Source organism: Bacillus sp. FSL R10-2201, from assembly GCF_038008665.1.
Classification (GTDB): Bacteria; Bacillota; Bacilli; order Bacillales; family Bacillaceae_G; genus Bacillus_A; species Bacillus_A mycoides.
On sequence record NZ_JBBOZP010000001.1, the window covers coordinates 4060971 to 4081018 of the forward strand.

19 protein-coding genes and 2 riboswitches are annotated in these 20048 nt (G+C 35.9%); of the genes, 5 read left to right on the forward strand and 14 right to left on the reverse strand.

The features are described from left to right. Positions 1–117: 117 nt before the first annotated feature. Positions 118–429 carry a hypothetical protein gene (locus NSQ69_RS21005; protein ID WP_002129099.1) on the forward strand — a complete coding sequence of 104 codons (312 nt, stop codon included), beginning with the start codon at positions 118–120 and terminating at the stop codon, positions 427–429. 36 nt (positions 430–465) lie between these two features. On the opposite strand, the gene NSQ69_RS21010 is transcribed toward NSQ69_RS21005, so the two are convergent. From NSQ69_RS21010 to NSQ69_RS21035, 6 genes are all read right to left on the reverse strand, one after another. Beyond that, on the reverse strand, positions 466–954 hold the full coding sequence (locus NSQ69_RS21010; RefSeq protein ID WP_002015119.1) for a hypothetical protein: 489 nt from the start codon (positions 952–954) through the stop codon (positions 466–468). A 108-nt stretch (positions 955–1062) separates the two neighbouring features. Further along, positions 1063–1440 carry a nucleoside 2-deoxyribosyltransferase gene (locus NSQ69_RS21015; protein WP_002034029.1) on the reverse strand — a complete coding sequence of 126 codons (378 nt, stop codon included), beginning with the start codon at positions 1438–1440 and terminating at the stop codon, positions 1063–1065. Positions 1441–1537: 97 nt separating this feature from the next. Next, positions 1538–1780, reverse strand: a complete 243-nt coding sequence (locus NSQ69_RS21020; RefSeq protein ID WP_085960924.1) for a DUF3966 domain-containing protein — start codon at positions 1778–1780, stop codon at positions 1538–1540. A gap of 243 nt (positions 1781–2023) precedes the next feature. Beyond that, positions 2024–3082 (reverse strand): undecaprenyldiphospho-muramoylpentapeptide beta-N-acetylglucosaminyltransferase, encoded by a 1059-nt coding sequence (locus NSQ69_RS21025; RefSeq protein ID WP_002067149.1) that lies wholly within the window; start codon positions 3080–3082, stop codon positions 2024–2026. A gap of 18 nt (positions 3083–3100) precedes the next feature. Next, positions 3101–6499 (reverse strand): methionine synthase, encoded by a 3399-nt coding sequence (gene metH, locus NSQ69_RS21030; protein WP_341099641.1) that lies wholly within the window; start codon positions 6497–6499, stop codon positions 3101–3103. Then, positions 6499–8331 (reverse strand): bifunctional homocysteine S-methyltransferase/methylenetetrahydrofolate reductase, encoded by a 1833-nt coding sequence (locus NSQ69_RS21035; protein ID WP_341099643.1) that lies wholly within the window; start codon positions 8329–8331, stop codon positions 6499–6501. The genes metH and NSQ69_RS21035 overlap by 1 nt, the downstream gene beginning before the upstream one ends. 70 nt (positions 8332–8401) lie before the next feature. After that, a riboswitch (SAM riboswitch) is annotated at positions 8402–8511 on the reverse strand. A gap of 202 nt (positions 8512–8713) precedes the next feature. Next, a riboswitch (SAM riboswitch) is annotated at positions 8714–8827 on the forward strand. An 89-nt stretch (positions 8828–8916) separates the two neighbouring features. Between NSQ69_RS21035 and metI the strand changes: the two genes are divergently transcribed. From metI to NSQ69_RS21050, 3 genes are all read left to right on the forward strand, one after another. Further along, positions 8917–10029, forward strand: coding sequence for a cystathionine gamma-synthase/O-acetylhomoserine thiolyase (gene metI, locus NSQ69_RS21040; RefSeq protein WP_341099645.1), 1113 nt, complete (start codon positions 8917–8919; stop codon positions 10027–10029). Further along, positions 10026–11189 carry a cystathionine beta-lyase gene (gene metC, locus NSQ69_RS21045; protein ID WP_341099646.1) on the forward strand — a complete coding sequence of 388 codons (1164 nt, stop codon included), beginning with the start codon at positions 10026–10028 and terminating at the stop codon, positions 11187–11189. The genes metI and metC overlap by 4 nt, the downstream gene beginning before the upstream one ends. 510 nt (positions 11190–11699) lie before the next feature. Then, positions 11700–11990, forward strand: a complete 291-nt coding sequence (locus tag NSQ69_RS21050) for an ArsR/SmtB family transcription factor (protein ID WP_000894375.1) — start codon at positions 11700–11702, stop codon at positions 11988–11990. A gap of 151 nt (positions 11991–12141) precedes the next feature. Here NSQ69_RS21050 and NSQ69_RS21055 read toward each other — a convergent pair whose 3' ends face one another. Then, on the reverse strand, positions 12142–13254 hold the full coding sequence (locus NSQ69_RS21055) for a class I SAM-dependent methyltransferase (RefSeq protein ID WP_002088639.1): 1113 nt from the start codon (positions 13252–13254) through the stop codon (positions 12142–12144). A 9-nt stretch (positions 13255–13263) separates the two neighbouring features. Next, on the reverse strand, positions 13264–13893 hold the full coding sequence (locus NSQ69_RS21060) for an MBL fold metallo-hydrolase (protein WP_002015137.1): 630 nt from the start codon (positions 13891–13893) through the stop codon (positions 13264–13266). Positions 13894–14063: 170 nt separating this feature from the next. On the opposite strand from NSQ69_RS21060, the gene NSQ69_RS21065 reads away from it, so the two are divergent. Beyond that, on the forward strand, positions 14064–14237 hold the full coding sequence (locus NSQ69_RS21065) for a DUF2759 domain-containing protein (RefSeq protein ID WP_002015138.1): 174 nt from the start codon (positions 14064–14066) through the stop codon (positions 14235–14237). 80 nt (positions 14238–14317) lie between these two features. On the opposite strand, the gene glcK is transcribed toward NSQ69_RS21065, so the two are convergent. From glcK to phoU, 6 genes are all read right to left on the reverse strand, one after another. After that, positions 14318–15301 (reverse strand): glucokinase, encoded by a 984-nt coding sequence (gene glcK / locus NSQ69_RS21070; protein ID WP_002015139.1) that lies wholly within the window; start codon positions 15299–15301, stop codon positions 14318–14320. A gap of 19 nt (positions 15302–15320) precedes the next feature. Then, complete coding sequence (locus tag NSQ69_RS21075; protein WP_002015140.1) at positions 15321–15521, reverse strand: YqgQ family protein; 201 nt, start codon at positions 15519–15521, stop codon at positions 15321–15323. Between the two features lie 104 nt (positions 15522–15625). Continuing rightward, on the reverse strand, positions 15626–16204 hold the full coding sequence (locus NSQ69_RS21080; RefSeq protein WP_002015142.1) for a 5-formyltetrahydrofolate cyclo-ligase: 579 nt from the start codon (positions 16202–16204) through the stop codon (positions 15626–15628). Between the two features lie 105 nt (positions 16205–16309). After that, positions 16310–16459, reverse strand: a complete 150-nt coding sequence (gene rpmG, locus NSQ69_RS21085) for a 50S ribosomal protein L33 (RefSeq protein WP_001265616.1) — start codon at positions 16457–16459, stop codon at positions 16310–16312. 70 nt (positions 16460–16529) lie between these two features. Further along, complete coding sequence (locus NSQ69_RS21090) at positions 16530–18884, reverse strand: sugar phosphate nucleotidyltransferase (RefSeq protein ID WP_341099647.1); 2355 nt, start codon at positions 18882–18884, stop codon at positions 16530–16532. A 345-nt stretch (positions 18885–19229) separates the two neighbouring features. Then, a complete protein-coding gene (gene phoU, locus NSQ69_RS21095; RefSeq protein ID WP_002015145.1) occupies positions 19230–19886 on the reverse strand; it encodes a phosphate signaling complex protein PhoU in 657 nt (218 codons plus the stop codon). Positions 19887–20048 lie beyond the last annotated feature (162 nt).

Here is a 20048-nt window from a genome sequence, read left to right on the forward strand (position 1 = left end):
TTGTTTCATTTTTATGATTGAAACGTAAAGTTTATAATAAAATACACTTGGAAGCGCTTTCTACGTAATTTTTTATGTTATAATATAAAAGTAGAACTTCGTAAAGAGGGTTAAAAAATGAATACAAACATGATTAACAAAGTAATTGAAGCATTAAAAGTATATGGCTTTCAGGATGTATCATTCTGTGAAGAAACGAAGCAATTTTTATTTCATAACGAAACCGATATTATGAGCGGCTATGCAGAAATAACATATAGTAGTCAATTCGAAAAATTTAACGTACAAATTCATCCAATTGAAACGCATCACCAAGCAGAGTTACAAGAGGTTGAAAGACATATACAAGCTTGCATACGAAAAGTAGAGTATTTAAATGCACTTCTTACTGGACAAACAAAGCTAGATGATAAAATTATTATTATGTAAAAAAAAAAGAACGTGAAGCTATCACGTTCTTTTTCATTATACGTTCATTTTCCCCTTCAGCTGTAATCCTGTAACAGATTCTAATACATCCATCGCTTCTTCAAACGTCATATCAAAAATTGTCTTCTCTTCTATATAGGGAAACTGTCTAAAGCGCTTTTCTAACATTTTCACTGCATCCGATGTGAAGTTTGCGCTATCAATGCCAAATTCTGTTTCAAGAAGCACAATCCAATCTAACACATGAAAACCTAATCCATTTACGAATGAAATAAGTTTTTCTTCTGGCTGTGGAGATAAGAATACGTTTCGCTCCAGCTCACTGAAAAGTTCTTCTCCTAAAATTCCTGCTAACTCATCATCATGTTCGCGTTCAATAATCTCTTCATAACCGTAATCATCAACAAGCTCTTCTACTTCTTCACTATCCGCAAAAAGCAATTGACTAAGAATTGCATCTTTCTTAAATTCACTGTTTTGTACAACCTCTAAAAAACTTGTTTCCCATCCATTTTCTAATTTCATATTTATAACTCCTTTATATGCTTTACTTATAATAACTGTGCCCAAAATAGCCTAATGGTAACCTTCACTCTTTTTTTGCAAGAAATATTTCTCGCTGCATTCCCACGTCTAACATTCCACTTTATTTAATATATATGAGACAAGCCCCTCAATTTCTCCTTCGAAAATATCAACTTCTCGTAAATGGTAGAATGTCGTTTGCAACTCATTGCCCTTGTGATATATATAAATTTTCTTTTCTAAAGCAATTGCCATCCCTAATTCTGTATGACTTCCATTCCCACCCTCTAGTATGAGTAAGAAAACATCAGCTTCTCGTATCGCTTCTTGTTCTTCTTCACCAATCTTTTGCAATTGTTCTCTATTGGTTGCTCTTTCATTTTTCGTCCAATCATATGTATGCTGCCATCCCACTTCTTTCAACTGGCTTGATACGAAACGAACAAGATGTTTATTTTGAAATCCTGAAGCAATATAAAATTTCATTTATATTCACTCCTTAAATATGTATGGGGAAACTCCTTTTTTAGCGTTAATGGGATTTTTTCAAAAAAAATCCCCATCCTTAGAACTTATTTGCGTTTCAATGATGGGGTGCCTCATGATCTTCTTTTATTTTTTGTTTTTTATAACTTTCATCAGCTAACATTTCTAGTTCAGCTGTTATTTCTGATTTTTCAAGCTCTCGTTCTTGTGAAAATTTCCGTGAAATATAAACAATAACACTACCAACGTACAACACAAAGCATATAATAAGTGCAGTATTTTCATAGAGACTTAGCTCCAACACAGTCACTCCTAATCCATTCGTATTTTCACGCTTAATCAATTGGAATTTCCCTATTAACCATTTGTTACCCCGCTATTTGAGGGCAGTAAGACCCCCACCTCAAAATTCAGCGAAAACAAAGAAGTTAGGTGTGGGATTAACTGCCCGTAAAAGCCCGATTGGTTCAACTAATAATCAGTGGGGATGAACCCCCCACTGATTAAAGTTTCACTTTATTGTAACATAAAAATATCAATTCTTGGAATCTTTCATCCTACTAAAAAAGACATGATTGTTTAATCATGCCTCTGAAATATGTTGAATGATAGTTTTAATCGCTTCTTTTCCATTATATTTTTTTAATGCTGTTTTATACGTCTCATTATTATGAGATAGCTCTTCTATATGCTTTATAAGTGAGTTCACCGTTACATCCTCTTCATATAATACCGATGCATACCCTTGTCTTTTAAAGGATTCAGCATTTAAAATTTGATCTCCACGGCTTGCAAATTTCGATAACGGAATTAAAACCATCGGCTTTTGCATTGTTAAAAATTCAAAAATCGCGTTGGATCCCGCACGTGAAATAACAAAATCTGTTGCTGCTAATATATCCGGCAACTCTTCATGTACATATTCAAATTGTCTATATCCTTCTTTATTTTGTAAGGATTCATCAAGATTTCCTTTTCCGCAAAGATGCACAATTTGATAATTTTTCAGAAGATCTGGAAGTGCCGATCGAACCGTTTCATTAATTTTCTTTGCGCCTAAACTTCCTCCCATAACAGTAATAACTGATTTCTTCCGGGAAAACCCTAGAAACTTTAAACCTTTTTCAAGATTTCCTCTTAGTACGTCTTCACGTACAGGCGATCCTGTATATATTACTTTTTCTTTCGGTAAATGTTTCGCTGCTTCTTCAAATGTAACAAATATTTTCGAGGCAAAACGGAGCGCAATTTTATTTGCTAGTCCAGGTGTCATATCAGATTCATGTAATAAAACTGGCACCCTATTTAGCCACCCTCCTATTACGACTGGTACGGATACGAAACCACCTTTTGAAAAAATAACATCCGGTTTTAGTTTACGAATTGTTACGTACGCATCCATAACACCCTTCATCACGAGAAAAGGATCTTTTATATTTTTCAAATCAAAATAACGACGTAGCTTCCCGCTTGCAATACTATGGTATGGGATTCCTTCTTTTTCTATAATCGTTTTCTCAATCCCTTGATGAGAACCAATATAAGAGATATCCCAGTTCTGCTTTTGTAAATGTGGAATAATTGCTAAATTAGGTGTTACATGCCCGGCCGAACCGCCACCTGTAAAGACTATTTTTTTCATACGTCTCCCCCTTCTACACTATAGTACACTAAAATACCTTGCCTCAGGGTGAGAAAATACCATAGCCGTTACAGACGCTTCTGGCTCCATCATAAATCCTTCTGTTAATGAAATACCTATTTCTTCTGGATGAATTAAGCGAAATAATTTTTCTTGATCAGCAAGTTCTGGGCATGCTGGATAACCAAATGATACGCGTATTCCTCTATATTTTGTACGGAATCTCTCTTCCATCGTCAGTTCAGGCGAATCTGGAATTCCCCAACGATCACGAATGAGCATATGTGTTTTTTCAGCAAGTCCTTCTGCTAATTCAAGTGCTAACGACTGAATCGCATGACTGCGTAAATAATCTCCCTTCGCCTTCCATTCCTCTGCAATATCTCGAACCCCTTCTCCAACGGTAACAGATAAGAAAGCGACATAATCCATCTCATCTCCAATCGGGCATATATAATCTCCTAAAGTACGGTATGGTGCTTTCCCTTGTCTCGGAAATTCAAATCGCTCTATAATACGTGTGTGATCTTCCGGATCGTATATAATTATATTTTGTCCATCACTTTGCGCCGGGAAAAATTGATACACCGCTTTTGGGCGTAACCAAGATTGTCCTTCTTGTAATAATTCATCAATTAAATCATTTAGCTCATGTGCTCTTTTATCCCCTTCTTGCAAGAGTTTTTTTACGTTTCCTTTTAACCCAAGATGGTGTCCAATTAACATTTGTCTATTTAAAAACGGTGCAAGATGAAGGGCAGGAATATCCCGTAATACAACTCGTTTCGTCGAATCTGGCACTATAACAGTTGCTTTTGGCAACGGCTCAATAACTGCGGGAATTTCTATTTTTTTCTCCTCTTGTTTCACAATATGAAGATGGCGTTCCTTTTTATCTCGCTTCATCTTTTCACGTTCTTCTTCTTTTTGTAATTTGTTAATAATATCAAGACCTGTCATTGCATCACTTGCATAACATACGAGCCCTTTATAAGATGGAGAAATACGATTATCTGTAAATTTCCTCGTTAGTGCTGCACCACCTACAACAATTGGAATATCAATATTCGCTGCTTTTAAATCTTCAGCAGTCGTTACCATTTGTTGCGCTGATTTTACTAACAAACCAGAAAGGCCAATAATATCAGGTTTCTTTTCTTGTACTTCTTGAACAATTCGATCCGAACGAACATTAATTCCTAAATTAATAATTTCATATCCGTTATTTGATAAAATAATTTCAACAAGGTTTTTCCCAATATCATGTACGTCTCCTTTAACAGTCGCTAATAATACTTTCCCTTTTTTTGCACTCTCACTAGATTCCATATGTGGCTCTAAATAACTTACGGCAGCTTTCATACTTTCAGCACTTTGCAATACTTCAGCAACGATAAGCTCATTACCATTAAATAATCGCCCCACCTCATCCATTCCTGTCATAAGCGGCCCGTTAATAATATCCAGAGGTTTTCGTCCTTCTGTAAGCGCGAGACTTAGATCTTCTTGTAGTCCTTGCTTCGTACCTTCTACAATATAATTTGCCAGTCGTTCATCAAGTGTTAGCGTTTCTTGTATAACGACATCTTTCTTTTTGGCAACACGATAAAAGTTTGTAAATTTTTCTAACGTCTCTTTCGTCGTTTCAAATAATAATGCATCCGCAAGACGTTTTTCTTCCTCTGGAATTAACGCATAGCGTTCTAATTTTTCCGTATTAACAATCGCATAATCTAATCCTGCTTTCGTTGCATGATATAGAAAGATAGAGTTTAATACTTCACGTCCAGCTGGTGGTAAACCAAAAGATATATTACTCACACCTAGAATCGTTAAACATTCTGGTAACGCTTCTTTAATAAGACGAATTCCTTCTATAGTCGCTGCCGCTGAACCTATATATTCTTCATCACCTGTTCCTACAGGAAACACAAGCGCATCAAAAATAATATCAGATGGGCGTATACCATACTTTTTCGTTAGTAATTCATAGCTTCTTTTAGCAATCTCTATCTTTCTTTCTGCACTAACTGCCATACCATCTTCATCAATTGTCCCTACAACTATCGCAGCACCGTATTTCCGAAGAAGGGGTGTCACTTTTTCAAAACGTTCTTCTCCATCCTCTAAATTAATAGAATTGATAACACCTTTTCCTTGAATATAAGTAAGAGCTTTCGCCATAACATTTTCATCTGTTGAATCAATCATAATCGGTACTTTTAACACTTTCGTAACTTCTGCCAAGAATCTTTCCATATCTTCTATTTCATCACGATCAGGGTCTGCCATACAAATATCAATAATATGAGCATTTTTCTTCACTTGCGCTCTTGCCACTTCAGCAGCCTCTTCAAATTTCCCTTCTGCTACTAATCTTTTAAACTTACGCGATCCAATTACATTCGTTCTTTCTCCAACAAATAAAGGCCTCATAGAATCATCGTATTGCAACGCTTCTAGTCCACTAATTCCATGTCCAACCCTTTCATGATGCTCACGAGGATTAATCGAGGCAAGCGCCGATTTCATTACACGTATATGTTCTGGTGTTGTGCCACAACAACCACCAATAATATTAATCCATCCTTCTTCAGCAAAACGTTTTACTTTTTCAGCAAGTGACGCTGGAGATTCGTGATAATGCCCATCTTCATCAGGAAGACCAGCGTTTGGATAACACGAAATATAACACTCCGATAAATCAGATAGGGAACGTATATGTTCCCTCATAAATTCTGGACCAGTAGCACAGTTTAATCCAACCGATAATGGCTTCATATGCTCTACCGATAAATAAAAGGCTTCGATCGTTTGACCCGCTAAAGTCGTTCCCATCGGTTCAATTGTTCCAGAAATCATAATAGGTACTATTTTGTTTAGTTCTTCAAACGCCGATTGAATTCCAATGTACGCAGCTTTCACATTACGCATATCTTGACTCGTTTCAACGAGTAATACATCAACTTCTCCTCTTAATAGTCCTCTCGCTTGCCTTGTATAGGCTTCAATTAACTCTTCAAAAGTCACACCACCTGTAACACTAATCGCTTTCGTCGTTGGTCCCATCGCTCCCGCAACATACACTTCTTTCCCACTTTCTTTAACCGCTTGCTTCGCCACAAGCGCTGCCCTTTCGTTTAACTCTTCATCTAAATGAGACAATGCATAATCACTTAATACAATATTTGTTGCACCAAACGTATTCGTTTCAATAATATCTGCTCCAGCTTCAATGTAGACTTTATGAATATTTAAAATAACATCCGGTCTTGTTTTTACTAAATATTCATTACAACCTTCGTATTCTTCTCCTCCAAAATCTTCCGCTGTTAAGTCTTCTTGCTGGATCATCGTTCCCATTGCACCATCTAATATTAAAATTTCATGTTGTAATCTCTCTTCTATTCGTTTCATCAATTAATACCTTCTTTCACTTCTTGCTTTTCTCTCACATATTTCACGAGATGTTCTGTAATTTCATATTTTAAAAACGGTGTAATAAGATAAATACCGTTAAAGTATTTCATCGCCGCATCGATCAACTCTTGTGAAATACGAATCCCTTCTTCTATGGCTGCCTCTTTCGTTTCATGTCCATCCATTCTTTGTCTTATCTCTTCAGGGAGAGTAATACCCGGCACTTCAAAATGAAGAAAATCTGCATTCCGCTTACTTACTAACGGCATAATTCCAATAAAGATAGGTTGTTCCAAATGCTTTGTCGCTTCATATACTTCTTCTATTAAAGCAACATCATATATCGGCTGCGTTAAGAAATATTCAGCACCAGCATCAATTTTTCGTTCCATTCGCTTGACCGCTGCTTTTAAATGCCTTACATGAGGATTGAATGCACCTCCGACAGAAAATCTTGTTGCCGGACCAATTGATTTCCCTAAAATAGAGCGACCGTCGTTCATCTCTTTAATCATTTTAATGAGCTCTATCGATGACAAATCATATACAGAAGTTGCACCTGGGAAATCACCAACGCGCGCTGGATCACCAGTTAAAGCTAGCACTTCCTCCATACCTAATGCTGATAATCCAAGTAAGTGAGACTGTAGTCCAATGACGTTATGGTCTCTACACGTTAAATGCGTCAATACTGGAATATCATGCTTCGTTAATAATGCACCCATAGCCATATTCGAAACACGAGGAGATGCTAATGAATTATCTGCTAGAGTAATAGCATCCGCTCCAGCCCTTTTCAGTGCTCTTGCCCCTTCAAAAAAACGCTGCGTGTCTAACGTTTTCGGTGGATCTAATTCCACTACAACTGTCGTTTGTTTCTTTGCCTTTTCTGCTAGAGTAACATGAGCTCTCGAACGCTTCTCATGTGTATGGACCACTTTAGGCCTTTGAATCGTCTCCTTTACTATTACAGGTGCAACATTTGCAATAGCACGTTTCATTCCTTCAATATGTTCCGGGGTAGTACCACAACAACCACCTAATAAACGAATACCTTGTTCAATAAATTTCGGTGTCATCTCTTCAAAATACGCTGGACTTCCCTCATATACGTAACGCCCTTCCACATAATTCGGGAGACCTGCATTCGGATATGCTGATAAATAGCCATTTTGAGGAATCGATATCATTTTGAAAGCTTCCGTCATATGAAGTGGCCCTAATTGACAGTTCAATCCAACAACATTGGCACCGTAATCCAAAAGCTGTTTTAATATTTCATTGACATCATTCCCATTTTGAGTCGTACCTGCCTCATGTAACGCTAACTGAGCAACAATCGGAATACTCGTTTGTTTACGCAATACTTTAACGGCATGCAATAATTCAAATTCATCATAAAAAGTTTCTAATAGTAATCCATCAACCTGTTCTTCTAGTAAAGCACCTGCCTGCTCAAGTAACATAAATTCTCGCTCTATATCAGTCGTTGTAACAGCACCAATATGTTTCATACCTCCAATTGTCCCTAAAATTGCATTCCGATCTGTTACTGATGCTTTCGCAATATTCACTGCCGCTTTATTAATTTGGACAACTTGATTCTCTAGACCATACATGCGGAGTTTCGCTTCATTCGCACCATACGTATTCGTTTGAATAACATCCGCTCCAGCAGCTACATATTGTTTATGGATCGATATAATTAAGTCCGGATCAGACAAATTCAATTCTTCAAAACTACTTTGTAAACCATGCGAATGTAATAACGTTCCAACCGCACCATCACCTATTACAATTCCTTTTGATAATAAATCTAGTAATTTCACGAATCTCCCTCATTTCTATCAATATAAAAACCCCCTCTTCACTTTGAAGAGGGGGACATAATTGTTCCTCCTCTTATTATGCAAAACACACGTTTTGCAGGTTTTAGCACCGTTTCAAACATTTAGTTTGAAGGTTGCCGGGTTTCACAGGGCCTTTCCCTCCACCGCTCTCAATAAGAGTTTGTCTTTATTATTTTATTTATGTAGCTAAAAGGAAATACGTTCCCCTTTTAACAATGTTTGTTAATTTTTTATAAATTTAGCACGCACTAAAATAAAAGTCAATGACACTTGCGGAAAAATAAAAATTATTTAAAATAAAGTTGCAATTCAATTATCTTTTGTTGTAAAGTTAAAACCATAATAAAATTTCATACGAACATTCTTATCTAGAGAGGTAGAGGGACTGGCCCTTTGACGCCTCAGCAACCATTAACATTCATTCGTTAATAAGGTGCTAATTCCAGCAAATTGTGAAAGATTTGACAGATGAGAAGAAGACTCTATTCAATCCGAAAGCCTTCTTCTTAGAAGGCTTTTTTTATTTTCACTTAGTCGTTCACTTTAAAAAGGGGGAATTTTCACATGTCAACAATCGAAACAAAACTAGCACAAATCGGGAACCGTAGCGAAACTACAACAGGAACTGTTAATCCACCTGTTTATTTCTCAACTGCTTATCGTCACGAAGGAATTGGTAAATCTACTGGCTTTGACTATTCAAGAACTGGAAATCCGACTCGCGGTCTTTTAGAACAGGCAATTGCAGACTTAGAAAGCGGTGAGCAAGGGTATGCCTGTAGTTCAGGAATGGCGGCTGTTCTCCTTGTCCTTTCACTATTCCGTTCCGGAGATGAGCTTATCGTATCTGAAGACTTATACGGGGGAACATATCGTCTATTTTCCGAACATGAAGACAAGTGGAATATTCGATGTAGATACGTAGATACACAATCTATTAAACAAATTGAGCAAGCAATCACATCTCAAACGAAGGCTATTTTCATAGAAACACCGACTAATCCATTAATGCAAGTAACTGATATCGTAAGTGTAGCAAGTGTAGCGAAAAGGCACGGACTACTTCTTATTGTAGATAACACGTTCTATACACCTTATATACAGCAACCATTAACAGAAGGTGCAAACATCGTCCTTCATAGCGCAACTAAATATTTAGGCGGTCATAACGATGTACTAAGCGGACTTGTCGTTGCGAAAGGAAAATCTCTTTGCGAGGAGCTTGCTCATTATCATAATGCCTCTGGTGCTGTCTTAAGCCCGTTTGATTCATGGCTATTAATTCGAGGCATGAAGACTTTAGCACTTCGCATGAAACAGCATGAAGAAAACGCTCATGCAATTGTTGCTTATTTAAATGATGAAGATGGTGTGACAGATGTATTTTATCCAGGAAGAGGTGGTATGATTTCATTTCGCCTTCAAGATGAAACTTGGATTAATCCTTTCTTACAATCTTTATCCTTAATTACATTTGCTGAAAGTCTTGGCGGTGTCGAAAGTTTAATGACTTATCCAGCAACGCAAACTCATGCCGACATTCCAGAAGATGTTCGAACAGCACGTGGTGTTTGTAATCGTCTTCTCCGTTTTTCAATCGGCATCGAAAATAGCAACGACTTAATTCAAGACTTAAAGCAAGCAATTAAACTTGTAAAAGAAGGTGTAAGAATATGAGTTATTCCATAGATACGCTTTTACTGCATAATCAATACAAGCATGACTCACACACAGGAGCTGTTAACGTTCCCATCTATAACACATCAACATTCCATCAGTTTGATGTAGATGCTTTTGGAAAGTATGACTATAGTAGATCTGGAAATCCAACACGTGAAGCTCTTGAAGATATCATTGCTTTATTAGAAGGCGGGACAAAAGGATTTGCCTTTGCATCAGGCATTGCAGCCATTTCTACTGCATTTCTCCTTCTTTCACAAGGTGACCATGTTCTTATTTCAGAAGATGTATATGGAGGCACTTACCGAATTATAACTGAAGTTCTCTCTCGTTACGGTGTTTCACATACATTTGTTGATATGACCAATTTAGAGGCAATAAAACAAAATATCAAACCGAATACGAAGCTCTTTTATGTAGAAACACCATCTAACCCACTTTTAAAAGTGACAGATATTCGCGAGGTTTCTAAACTCGCAAAATCTATTGGTGCTCTTACATTTGTTGATAATACATTTTTGACACCACTATTCCAGAAGCCACTTGACCTTGGCGCCGATGTCGTTCTTCATAGTGCCACAAAATTCATTGCCGGTCATAGTGATGTTACTGCCGGATTAGCAGTTGTAAAAGATGCCGAACTCGCTCAAAAACTTGGATTTTTACAAAATGCATTCGGCGCTATTTTAGGACCGCAAGATTGTTCTCTCGTGCTTCGCGGCATTAAAACATTGCATGTACGTCTCGAACATTCAGCTGCAGGTGCCAACAAAATCGCACATTATTTACAAGAGCACTCTAAAGTTCAAAATGTCTATTACCCTGGATTACAATCACATCTTGGCTATAGTATTCAACAAACTCAAGCAACATCAGCTGGGGCTGTTTTATCTTTCACCTTACAATCCGAAGATGCACTGCGCCAATTTTTATCAAAAGTTAAACTACCCGTTTTTGCCGTTAGTCTAGGAGCTGTTGAATCTATTCTTTCATATCCAGCAAAAATGTCACATGCAGCTTTATCACAGGAAGCACGTGATGAAAGAGGGATTTCCAATTCATTACTTCGTTTATCGGTTGGTCTTGAAAATGTTAACGATTTAATATCCGATTTCGAAAATGCTCTTTCTTATGTCGAAGAACCTGTAAATGCATAAAGGGAAGAAACGAAGCTGTGTACGAATAATAAAACTCTTCAAGAAATAAAATAGTTGTTTAAAAAGATGAACTCTAGAATAAATGACTAATGACTTGATTATTCTAAGATTTATCAGTTACATCCAAACATTTCATTATCATCATAAAGAAGCTGATCATAATCAGCTTCTTTTCTTTTAACCTGTTATATATTCTATATATAACATTATAATTCCTTTGTCATATTATTTTAAAAATTTTGTATATTCATTTGAAAGAATAAGAAAATCATGATAAAATTGTGTTACGAATATATCTATATCTTTCAATTTTTGAAACGCATCAAAATTTTCACTCAAAAATGTCATTTTACAAAACTGTGCAAATTTATCTATTTTATTTACATCAGGGTCTCTTTTCTTACAATTTCTTTACTTTAGGACTTTTTTTCTGCAACAACTGTTTTCTTTTCTTTGATTTTTTGGTATGTATAGTATGGTATAACAGCTCACACGGAGGTGGAAAAGAACATGTTAGAAACCTTTCAAAAAGAAATAGAACTATATGAAAGCAATGCAGAATTATTGAAAGTGCTTGCTCATCCTGTTCGCTTATGTATTGTAAAGGGATTAATTGAACGTGGCCCAAGCAACGTTTCTACAATGTACACAGGCTTAAACATGCCACAATCTACAATTTCACAGCATTTAGCAAAGTTAAAAAGTGCTAAAATCGTTTCTAGTGAAAGAAAAGGATTGGAAATTTACTACAAAGTAGAAAACGAAACAATCATTCAACTCGTTCGCGTATTATTAGGTTAGGGACCTATAGACAGAGAAAAAGAGTGTATTCTATATTTTTCATCTCATATCTTTAATATAAATATATATCATGAGAGAAAATATATAATGCTACATAATTAAAAGTCGTATTAAAAAACAAGACACAGAAAATACTGTGTCTTGTTTTTTTTCATATTGTTAAATATTGATTCAAAAGTAAATTCTTCATATCTTTTGTGTGTATAACAACATCGAAAGCATTACCTAATCCTCCGTTCAAAATCATAGAGCGAATAGCTCTATTTAGTTTTTGAGTTTCAGAAAAAGGGTTGGTATCTTGATGGCTAGCAAGCTGATCTAATATTCCTGCTGCTAACAAAAACTCTGATTGCTTCCTATGCCATATCGTATTAATTCCTTGTAGCTCAAAATTCATCTTCAACTCATCCCAATGAACATGCGTAGTAAGGTCCATTTCTCCTGGATATGCAAGAGGATTACGAATTAGCTTGTGCTTATAATATCCTCTTAAACTTCCTTCACGATGTGCAGGATGCATCCATTCTTCTTTTGTATATCCATAATCAACTGTAATACATATACCTTTCTGAAACCATTTCGCAATCTCTTCTATATACTCTTCCATTGCAATAGGCACTTCAAATCGCTGTCCCTCGGCAATATGAATGTTATATTTCAATAAGTAACGACCGACTCTTTTCTCTATCGGTCTAAATACTTCTGTAAGGTTTCCTTCATCTGTATACGTGATACGTACTTCATACAAAATTCCATTTCTTTTCTCAACTATCTCAACAGGAAACGCATCAAATAATTCATTCGAAAAAATAATTCCTTCGAAAGACTCTCCCATTTCAATATAAGATGTATAATACGACACATTATCAAATAAGCAAAGCCTCTCCTGTTGTAGCCTTCTATGAAAAGGGCTCACTTCAATAATTGAATAGTTTAAATTGATAAAGGTTTCCGGAGATAATTGTTTCCATTCTTGTAAAACATCATAGGCAAACTTTCCTGTTCCCCCACCAATCTCACAAATATTTGGAGAAACTTCTCCCTTTTCAACAAGCCGAATAAAAAACTTAGCAAAAGTCTTCGCAAATACAGAAGATACATTGCTACTCGTAAAAAAATCTCCCTGTCTTCCAATTTTTTCACGTTCTCTCATATAATACCCATGTTCCTCTGCATATAATACGAGGTTCATATACGTACTATATGAAATCGAATGATCCTTTTCTTTTCCCATCCATTCTCTTAAATTGAGCTCCATCCCCATAATGACTCCTTATTGTAAAAATGGATTATTTTCTTTTTCAAAACCAATGCTTGTTTCTGGACCGTGTCCACATAGCACCGCTGTTTCATCTGGTAATACAAATAATTTCTCTTCAATACTTCCAATTAATTCAGCAAAACTTCCACCAGGTAAATCCGTTCTTCCAATACTCATTTGGAACAATACATCTCCAGAAAATACAGCATTCGCTTCTTTACTATAATAAGAAATACTTCCTGGAGAATGTCCTGGTGTCTCAAAAATTTCAAAACTAAAAGAACCGATCGTTAATGTACCCTCTTCGTCAATAATATGATCTGCTGGTTTTGCTGTAATACTGCGGTTCATCATAAAAATTTGCGAGCCATTCACAGTTGCATCGCCTAACCAATCCGCTTCTTCTTTATGTACGTATACAGGAATATGAAAAGCGTCTCTCACCGCATCAACAGCACCGATATGATCGAAATGAGCATGTGTTAATAAAACCGCAAGTGGCTTTAACTGCGCTTCCTGTAAATATGTAACAAGTTTCTCTCCTTCATGACCAGGATCAAAAATAATACACTCATTTTGATCATTCGTTAAAATATAAGCATTTGTTTGTAATGGGCCTAAAGGCATTTGTATCCATTTCATATGAAAATCTCCTCCAGTTATTTAATTTACTTTTAATGATACAACATTTCTTTCTCTTAGGAAAAGAAGGCGTGTTATCTCGACAATCATTTTTAAAACATGTACAATATAAAAGAGTAAATATTCTAAAAACTCATTCTAAGGAATGAGTAGACAGAGGAGGATATTGTATGGGCCTTGTTATTATTTTTACGCTAGTCACTCTGTTAGCTGTATTTGCTACGCTTAGAACACTTCGCGAAAAAAACTTATTCGCGGGCGGCTTCGCTATTGCAACCGTACTTGTTTTCGGATGGTTTACAATCATGACTGTTCTATATAATGGGTACCCACCAACAGCTTAATCCATTTACATTTTTATTCTCCAACAAGATCTTGCATAAAAAGAGGAAGGGGGCCCCTTCCTCTTTTCATTATTCACAACTTATATCATCTTCGCCTCGTATTTGTGCTTTTTTACAAGCCACGCTCCTCCAATTACACCTGCATCATTACCAAGTATTGCAATTGCTAACTTTGTGCTCTTTACAGCACGAGAGAAAGCATATTGCTCGAAATAACGTTGAATTGGCTCTAATAGTGCGTCTCCAGCTTTAGATACGCCACCACCAATTACGATTTTCTCTGGGTTCAACGTACTAGCAAGGTTCGCTACAGCTAATCCTAAATAAGAAGCTACTTTTTCCACTACTTCACCTGCTAGTTCGTCACCTTGTCCAAGCGCTTCAAACACATCTTTTGATGTAATAAGCCCTTCTTCTGCTAACATAGAACGTAAAACACTTTCTTTAGCTGTCTCTTGTATTTGTTGCATAGCAACACGCACAATACCTGTTGCAGAGGCTACCGTTTCTAAACAACCCGACTTCCCGCAATTACATGGAAAAGCGTTCTCTGTAACAACTGTAATATGTCCAATCTCACCAGCAGCACCGCTTATACCATGTACAATCTCACCATTGGCGATAACACCACCACCAACACCAGTGCCAAGTGTCATACAAATTAAATCTTTTGCTCCTTCACCGGCACCTTTCCACATTTCACCAAGCGCCGCTAAGTTTGCATCATTATCAATAACAACAGGTAATCCCGTTTCTACTTCTAGTAAATCTTTTAACGGATAGTTTTTCCATCCTAAATTAACCGCTTCATAAATCATTCCAGATGCCACATGTACAGGACCAGGAGCTCCCATACCAATACCAATTAGCTTACTTTTTAATTCACCTAATTCTTCTAACTTTTTATCAATAGCTTTCGCTACATCAAGTGTAATATGTTTTCCTTGTTCATTTGTATTCGTAGGGATTTCCCACTTATGTAAAATTTCACCGTACACATTAATAAATGCTAATTTAATCGTTGTACCACCAAGGTCAACACCAACTAACCATTTCTCTTCCATGTTACGTACCTACCTTTATCTATTTCTTATTTATCTCTTTTTGAATTTCTTGCTTCAACAAAAATAAAGCTGTTTGATAGTCTTGTGGATCGATTAGCTGTGATTGATTTAATTCACGCAATTCATCTTGCATTAATTGTAAATCAGCGATTCGATCACCCGTATAAATAATCGTGCCAAATTTCTTTAGCAATTGCTGAATATCATAAATGGATATCATTTCATCACCCTTTATGCTCACTTACTATAAAAAAATTATAATAAGAAAACGTTCACATATTTTATTATAATCAAGAAGAAAAAGTCTCGTCAATTTTTATTTGTCTATACAAGCCCATTTATAACCATTGTTCCTTTTTCTGTAATAATTTTTTCTACATTTTTATCAAATGGCTCTACCGGAATATGTTTTACAATTTGAAAATCATAAGCTAATGATAGCGTTTTCCCTTTATAGTGCACGAGATAACGATCATAGTAGCCACCGCCATATCCAATCCGTTCTCCTCGGCGTGTATAAGCTACTCCTGGCACGATAAGAAGATCAATTTCACACGCATTCACTTCTTCCGTAAGTGCTGGAATCGGTTCACGTAAATTCATATATACTGTTTCTAATTGATTTAAATTACTAATTTGTCGAAAAGACATCGTTCTTGTCCCTTTATTACACTTCGGAACAACAATTTTCTTTCCTTCTTCCCAAGCTTTTTCGATAATCGGATATGTATTCACTTCATGCTCCATCGAGAGAGTGATTCCAATTGTTTTAGCTTCAACCCACTCTTTTTGTCCATACACCGAAACTGCAATTTGTTCCGATAAAGTTGTATACTGTTCTTCAGATAAAGAATTCATGTGTTCTATTATTTGTTTGCGTAAACGTATTTTCTCTTCTTTCACACACTTTTCCCCCTTGCAGTGACACTTTACTCTACGAAGATAGTGTATCACTTTTACGTAGGAATCGCATAAAAAAAAGAAACAGTAGGAAAATATTCCTACTGCTTACTTTGTTTCACGGTGTAACGTAGACTTCTTGTCACGCTTGCAATACTTTTTAAGCTCGATACGCTCAGCGTTGTTACGTTTATTTTTCTTTGAGATATAGTTACGATCTCCGCATTCTGTACATGCTAGAGTAATATTCACACGCATTCTTATTTCCCTCCAGTCACTAATAACTTAAATCAGACTATACTATAATACCACTTTTAAAATAAAAATTCTACACCTTTTGATATTGTCTAATTTTTTCTATAAGATTTTTCATATTTTCCCTTGCTATTACTGGGTTTCTAGCATGTGAATACACCAAAATTTTTGGTTGTTTTGTATCAGAAACGATATAAGACCACTCTTTTTCGGTATATTTGAACTGTACCCCTTCAAATATACCTTCTTCTTTTCTTTCCATATCGGCCAATAATTTCCTCATTACTTTCCCTTTTTCCTTCCATGAACATACAACTTCATCATAAAGTAGATACAGTGGCGGTGATTGCTCTGCTATGCTAAGTAATGTTTTTCCTTGCAACGCTATTAATTCGAATAATTTTCCAATTCGATATAAAATATCTCGTTTCCATCTTAATTGAAAAGAGTTTTTTTCGTTATGCATATAAAAGAGGAGATAACATTCCCCTAATTTCAAAGACATTGGATAAACATTATCTGCTGATTCGAGTAATAAATCTGGAATATCTACTTCTTCAAAATCAGTTCCTTGGTAAATATTACTGTGAGTGTCATATAATTCGAAGCGATTTCCGTGTTCAGAAAACATAAGCGCCATATTTGCTTTACTCGATTTCATCAGAGCTTTCACATGATCTTTTTGTTCACTCGCGTAAATCCATGTAACTGTGCATCCAAGCCTTTGTAGAAAGATCATAAGTAAATGTTGTAACATATCATTTCTCTTATTAATAAGAAGATGAAACTTCTGTTTTTGTATCGTTTTAATATCAATACGCTCTAACACAGCTTCTACATAATTATTTACAGAAACGTGAACTAGCTTATTTCGCCCCATTTCTTTCTCAGAAGCGTAATAAAACGACTCAGACATATATACTTGTTCTATCGCTTTTTGCTGCTTATACGTTAAAAACGAGCCCTCCTTGCCATACAGTTGTATAACAATTCCTCTTTCGCTTTCCACTTGAACGAAAACTCCACCTGCACATTGCAAATTATGAATGGCATACTGAAAAAGCGATTCATTCATTTCTTTACATTCCATCGTATGAATCCCGCTGCCATGAATGGCATGGAGGAATAAATTTTTAAAGGAAGTTGTTTCTATATTTTCCTGACTTCCAATCAATATACTCTCTCCTTTAGCAAAAAGAGATCCATAAGCCATTGCAGCTTTCACAATAAATTGAGGAGTAATTTCAACATTACCCCTTCCTACAATCCGGCTTTTTTGTAACCATCCTGCACTCTTTTCACTCTCTTTAACACCGGCAGAACCTACTATCGAATGACTATCTATCTCCTTATATGGCCATATTTTTCCTTTTTGCTTAATTACTGTACTTTTCCCTATATGACAATGATCCGCTACAATACTTTTTTGAAAAAGTGTAACATCATCTTCGACCATTGTATGATCTCCTATTGTTGTTTCTAACAACTCACAATTTTTCCCTATATGAGAGTTTGCAAAAATGATGCTTTTTTGAAGATGAGAATAACTTGAAACGATACTATTTTTCCCGATAATAGAGTACGGTTCAATTACAACCCCTGCACCAATCATTGCTCCTTCCCCAATAAAAGAAGGACCATGAATTTTCGTCCCTTTTCCTATCGTTACACCTTCTCCCATCCACACCATTGGTAATACTTCTGTATATGGAATAGGCACCTTCAATTTTTTCGTCAACAAATCGAATTGAGCTTGCCGATATTGATCAAATGTACCAATATCTAGCCAATAGTCTTCTGATAAATATGCAAATAAAGCATTTTTATTTGCCAATAACGGAAACACATCATGACTGAAATCCGAAAATTCCATGGATGGTATGTAAGAAAAGATTTCTGGCTCCATTATATAAATACCTGTATTCACAATATTAGAAACTACCTCATTCCAGCTCGGCTTTTCTATATATCGTATAATTTCTTGTTCTTTATTCATTACAACTAACCCAAATGAAAGTGGGTTTTCTACTTCTTTCACAAACATCGTTACCATTCTCTTCTTCTGTTCATGAAATGCAATTCCTTCTGATAATTGAAAGTCAGTTAGTGCATCCCCACTAATAACAACAAATGTTTCATCTAAAAAACTTTCCGCTTGCTTAATACTCCCTGCTGTTCCAAGCGGAGGAGAATCTTCAAAATAATACAAGTTAACTCCCCACTTACTACCATCACCAAAGTATTGCTTAATGGCAGTACTCATATATTGAACTGTAATTGCAATTTCACGAATACCATGCTGACGTAATAATTCAATATTATATTCAAGAACTGGTTTTTCTAACAATGGTAACATCGGTTTTGGAGTATTACATGTTAATGGTCTAAGGCGTCTCCCTTTTCCTCCAGCTAAAATAACCCCCTTCATATACTTCAGCCTCCACTTATATAATGTTCAAGAACTCCGTATATCATTTACCCCACATTAACTGCAGTAAAAGTCCGGTTTGATATGATCTAACAATCAGCGAGAGACAGCCCCACTAATTAAAGCCTCACTTTATAAATAAATGTACCTTTTAACTCCCGTCAAAAAGAAAGCGCTTACCATTAACTTGGTAAAATAATTAATAAGACGTAACTAACATATATGTACTTATTTTCCCATTAATTATGATACATCTTATCATCATAGACTAAAGGAAACAACGAGCTTTTTTTGTCATGTTTTGACTAAAAAAAGCAGGTGATTTCTCATCACCTACTTTTCCCCCTACTCATTCAATAAATAATGCTTTCCTTTTACTACATAAAATACATTCTCGGCAATATTTGTAACATGGTCTGCTACACGCTCAATATATCTTGCAACAAAGGATAGTTGTGTAATTTGTGTAATCGCTTCTGGTTGTCCAGGGATAGATGAAATAAATTCACGAATCGCCTTCCCATAAATTTCATCAACTGAATCATCCATTTCAGCAATTTGTTTAGCAAAAGTTAAATTTTCTTGCTCATATGCTTCTAATGCTAAATTTAACATCTTATGAGCAATCTCAAACATTTCCTCAAGATTATGCAAACTAACAACCACTTCTTTTTCACCAAGACGAATTGTTGATTTCGCAATATTAACAGCATGGTCTGCAATACGTTCTAAATCTGTCGCTGTTTTAATTGAAATGAAAATTCTTCTTAAATCACTTGCTACAGGCTGCTGCTTTGTAATAAGCATAAGCGCAAGGTCATTTATTTCCTCTTCTAAATTATCCATGCGATAATCCCCATCAATGACTTCTAACGCTTTCTCTACATCCCTGTTGTGAAGACCTTCCATAGCAATCAATAAAGCTCCACTTGCTAACTCACCAAGCTCGATCACCTTTTGCTGTAACGTTTTTAAATCACATTGAAACTGTTCTCTTACCATTGTTTCTTCCCCCTCAATATTATGTGCCCTTTTATATAAATCCCCTACCCAGCCTCTTGTATGTTTATTAAGCCTTGAGAAAAGAGAAATATTACTCCCCTATTTAAAATGAGGTGAAAATGAGAAATGCCCTCTGTTAAGAGGGCATTTACTCTTAGCCTT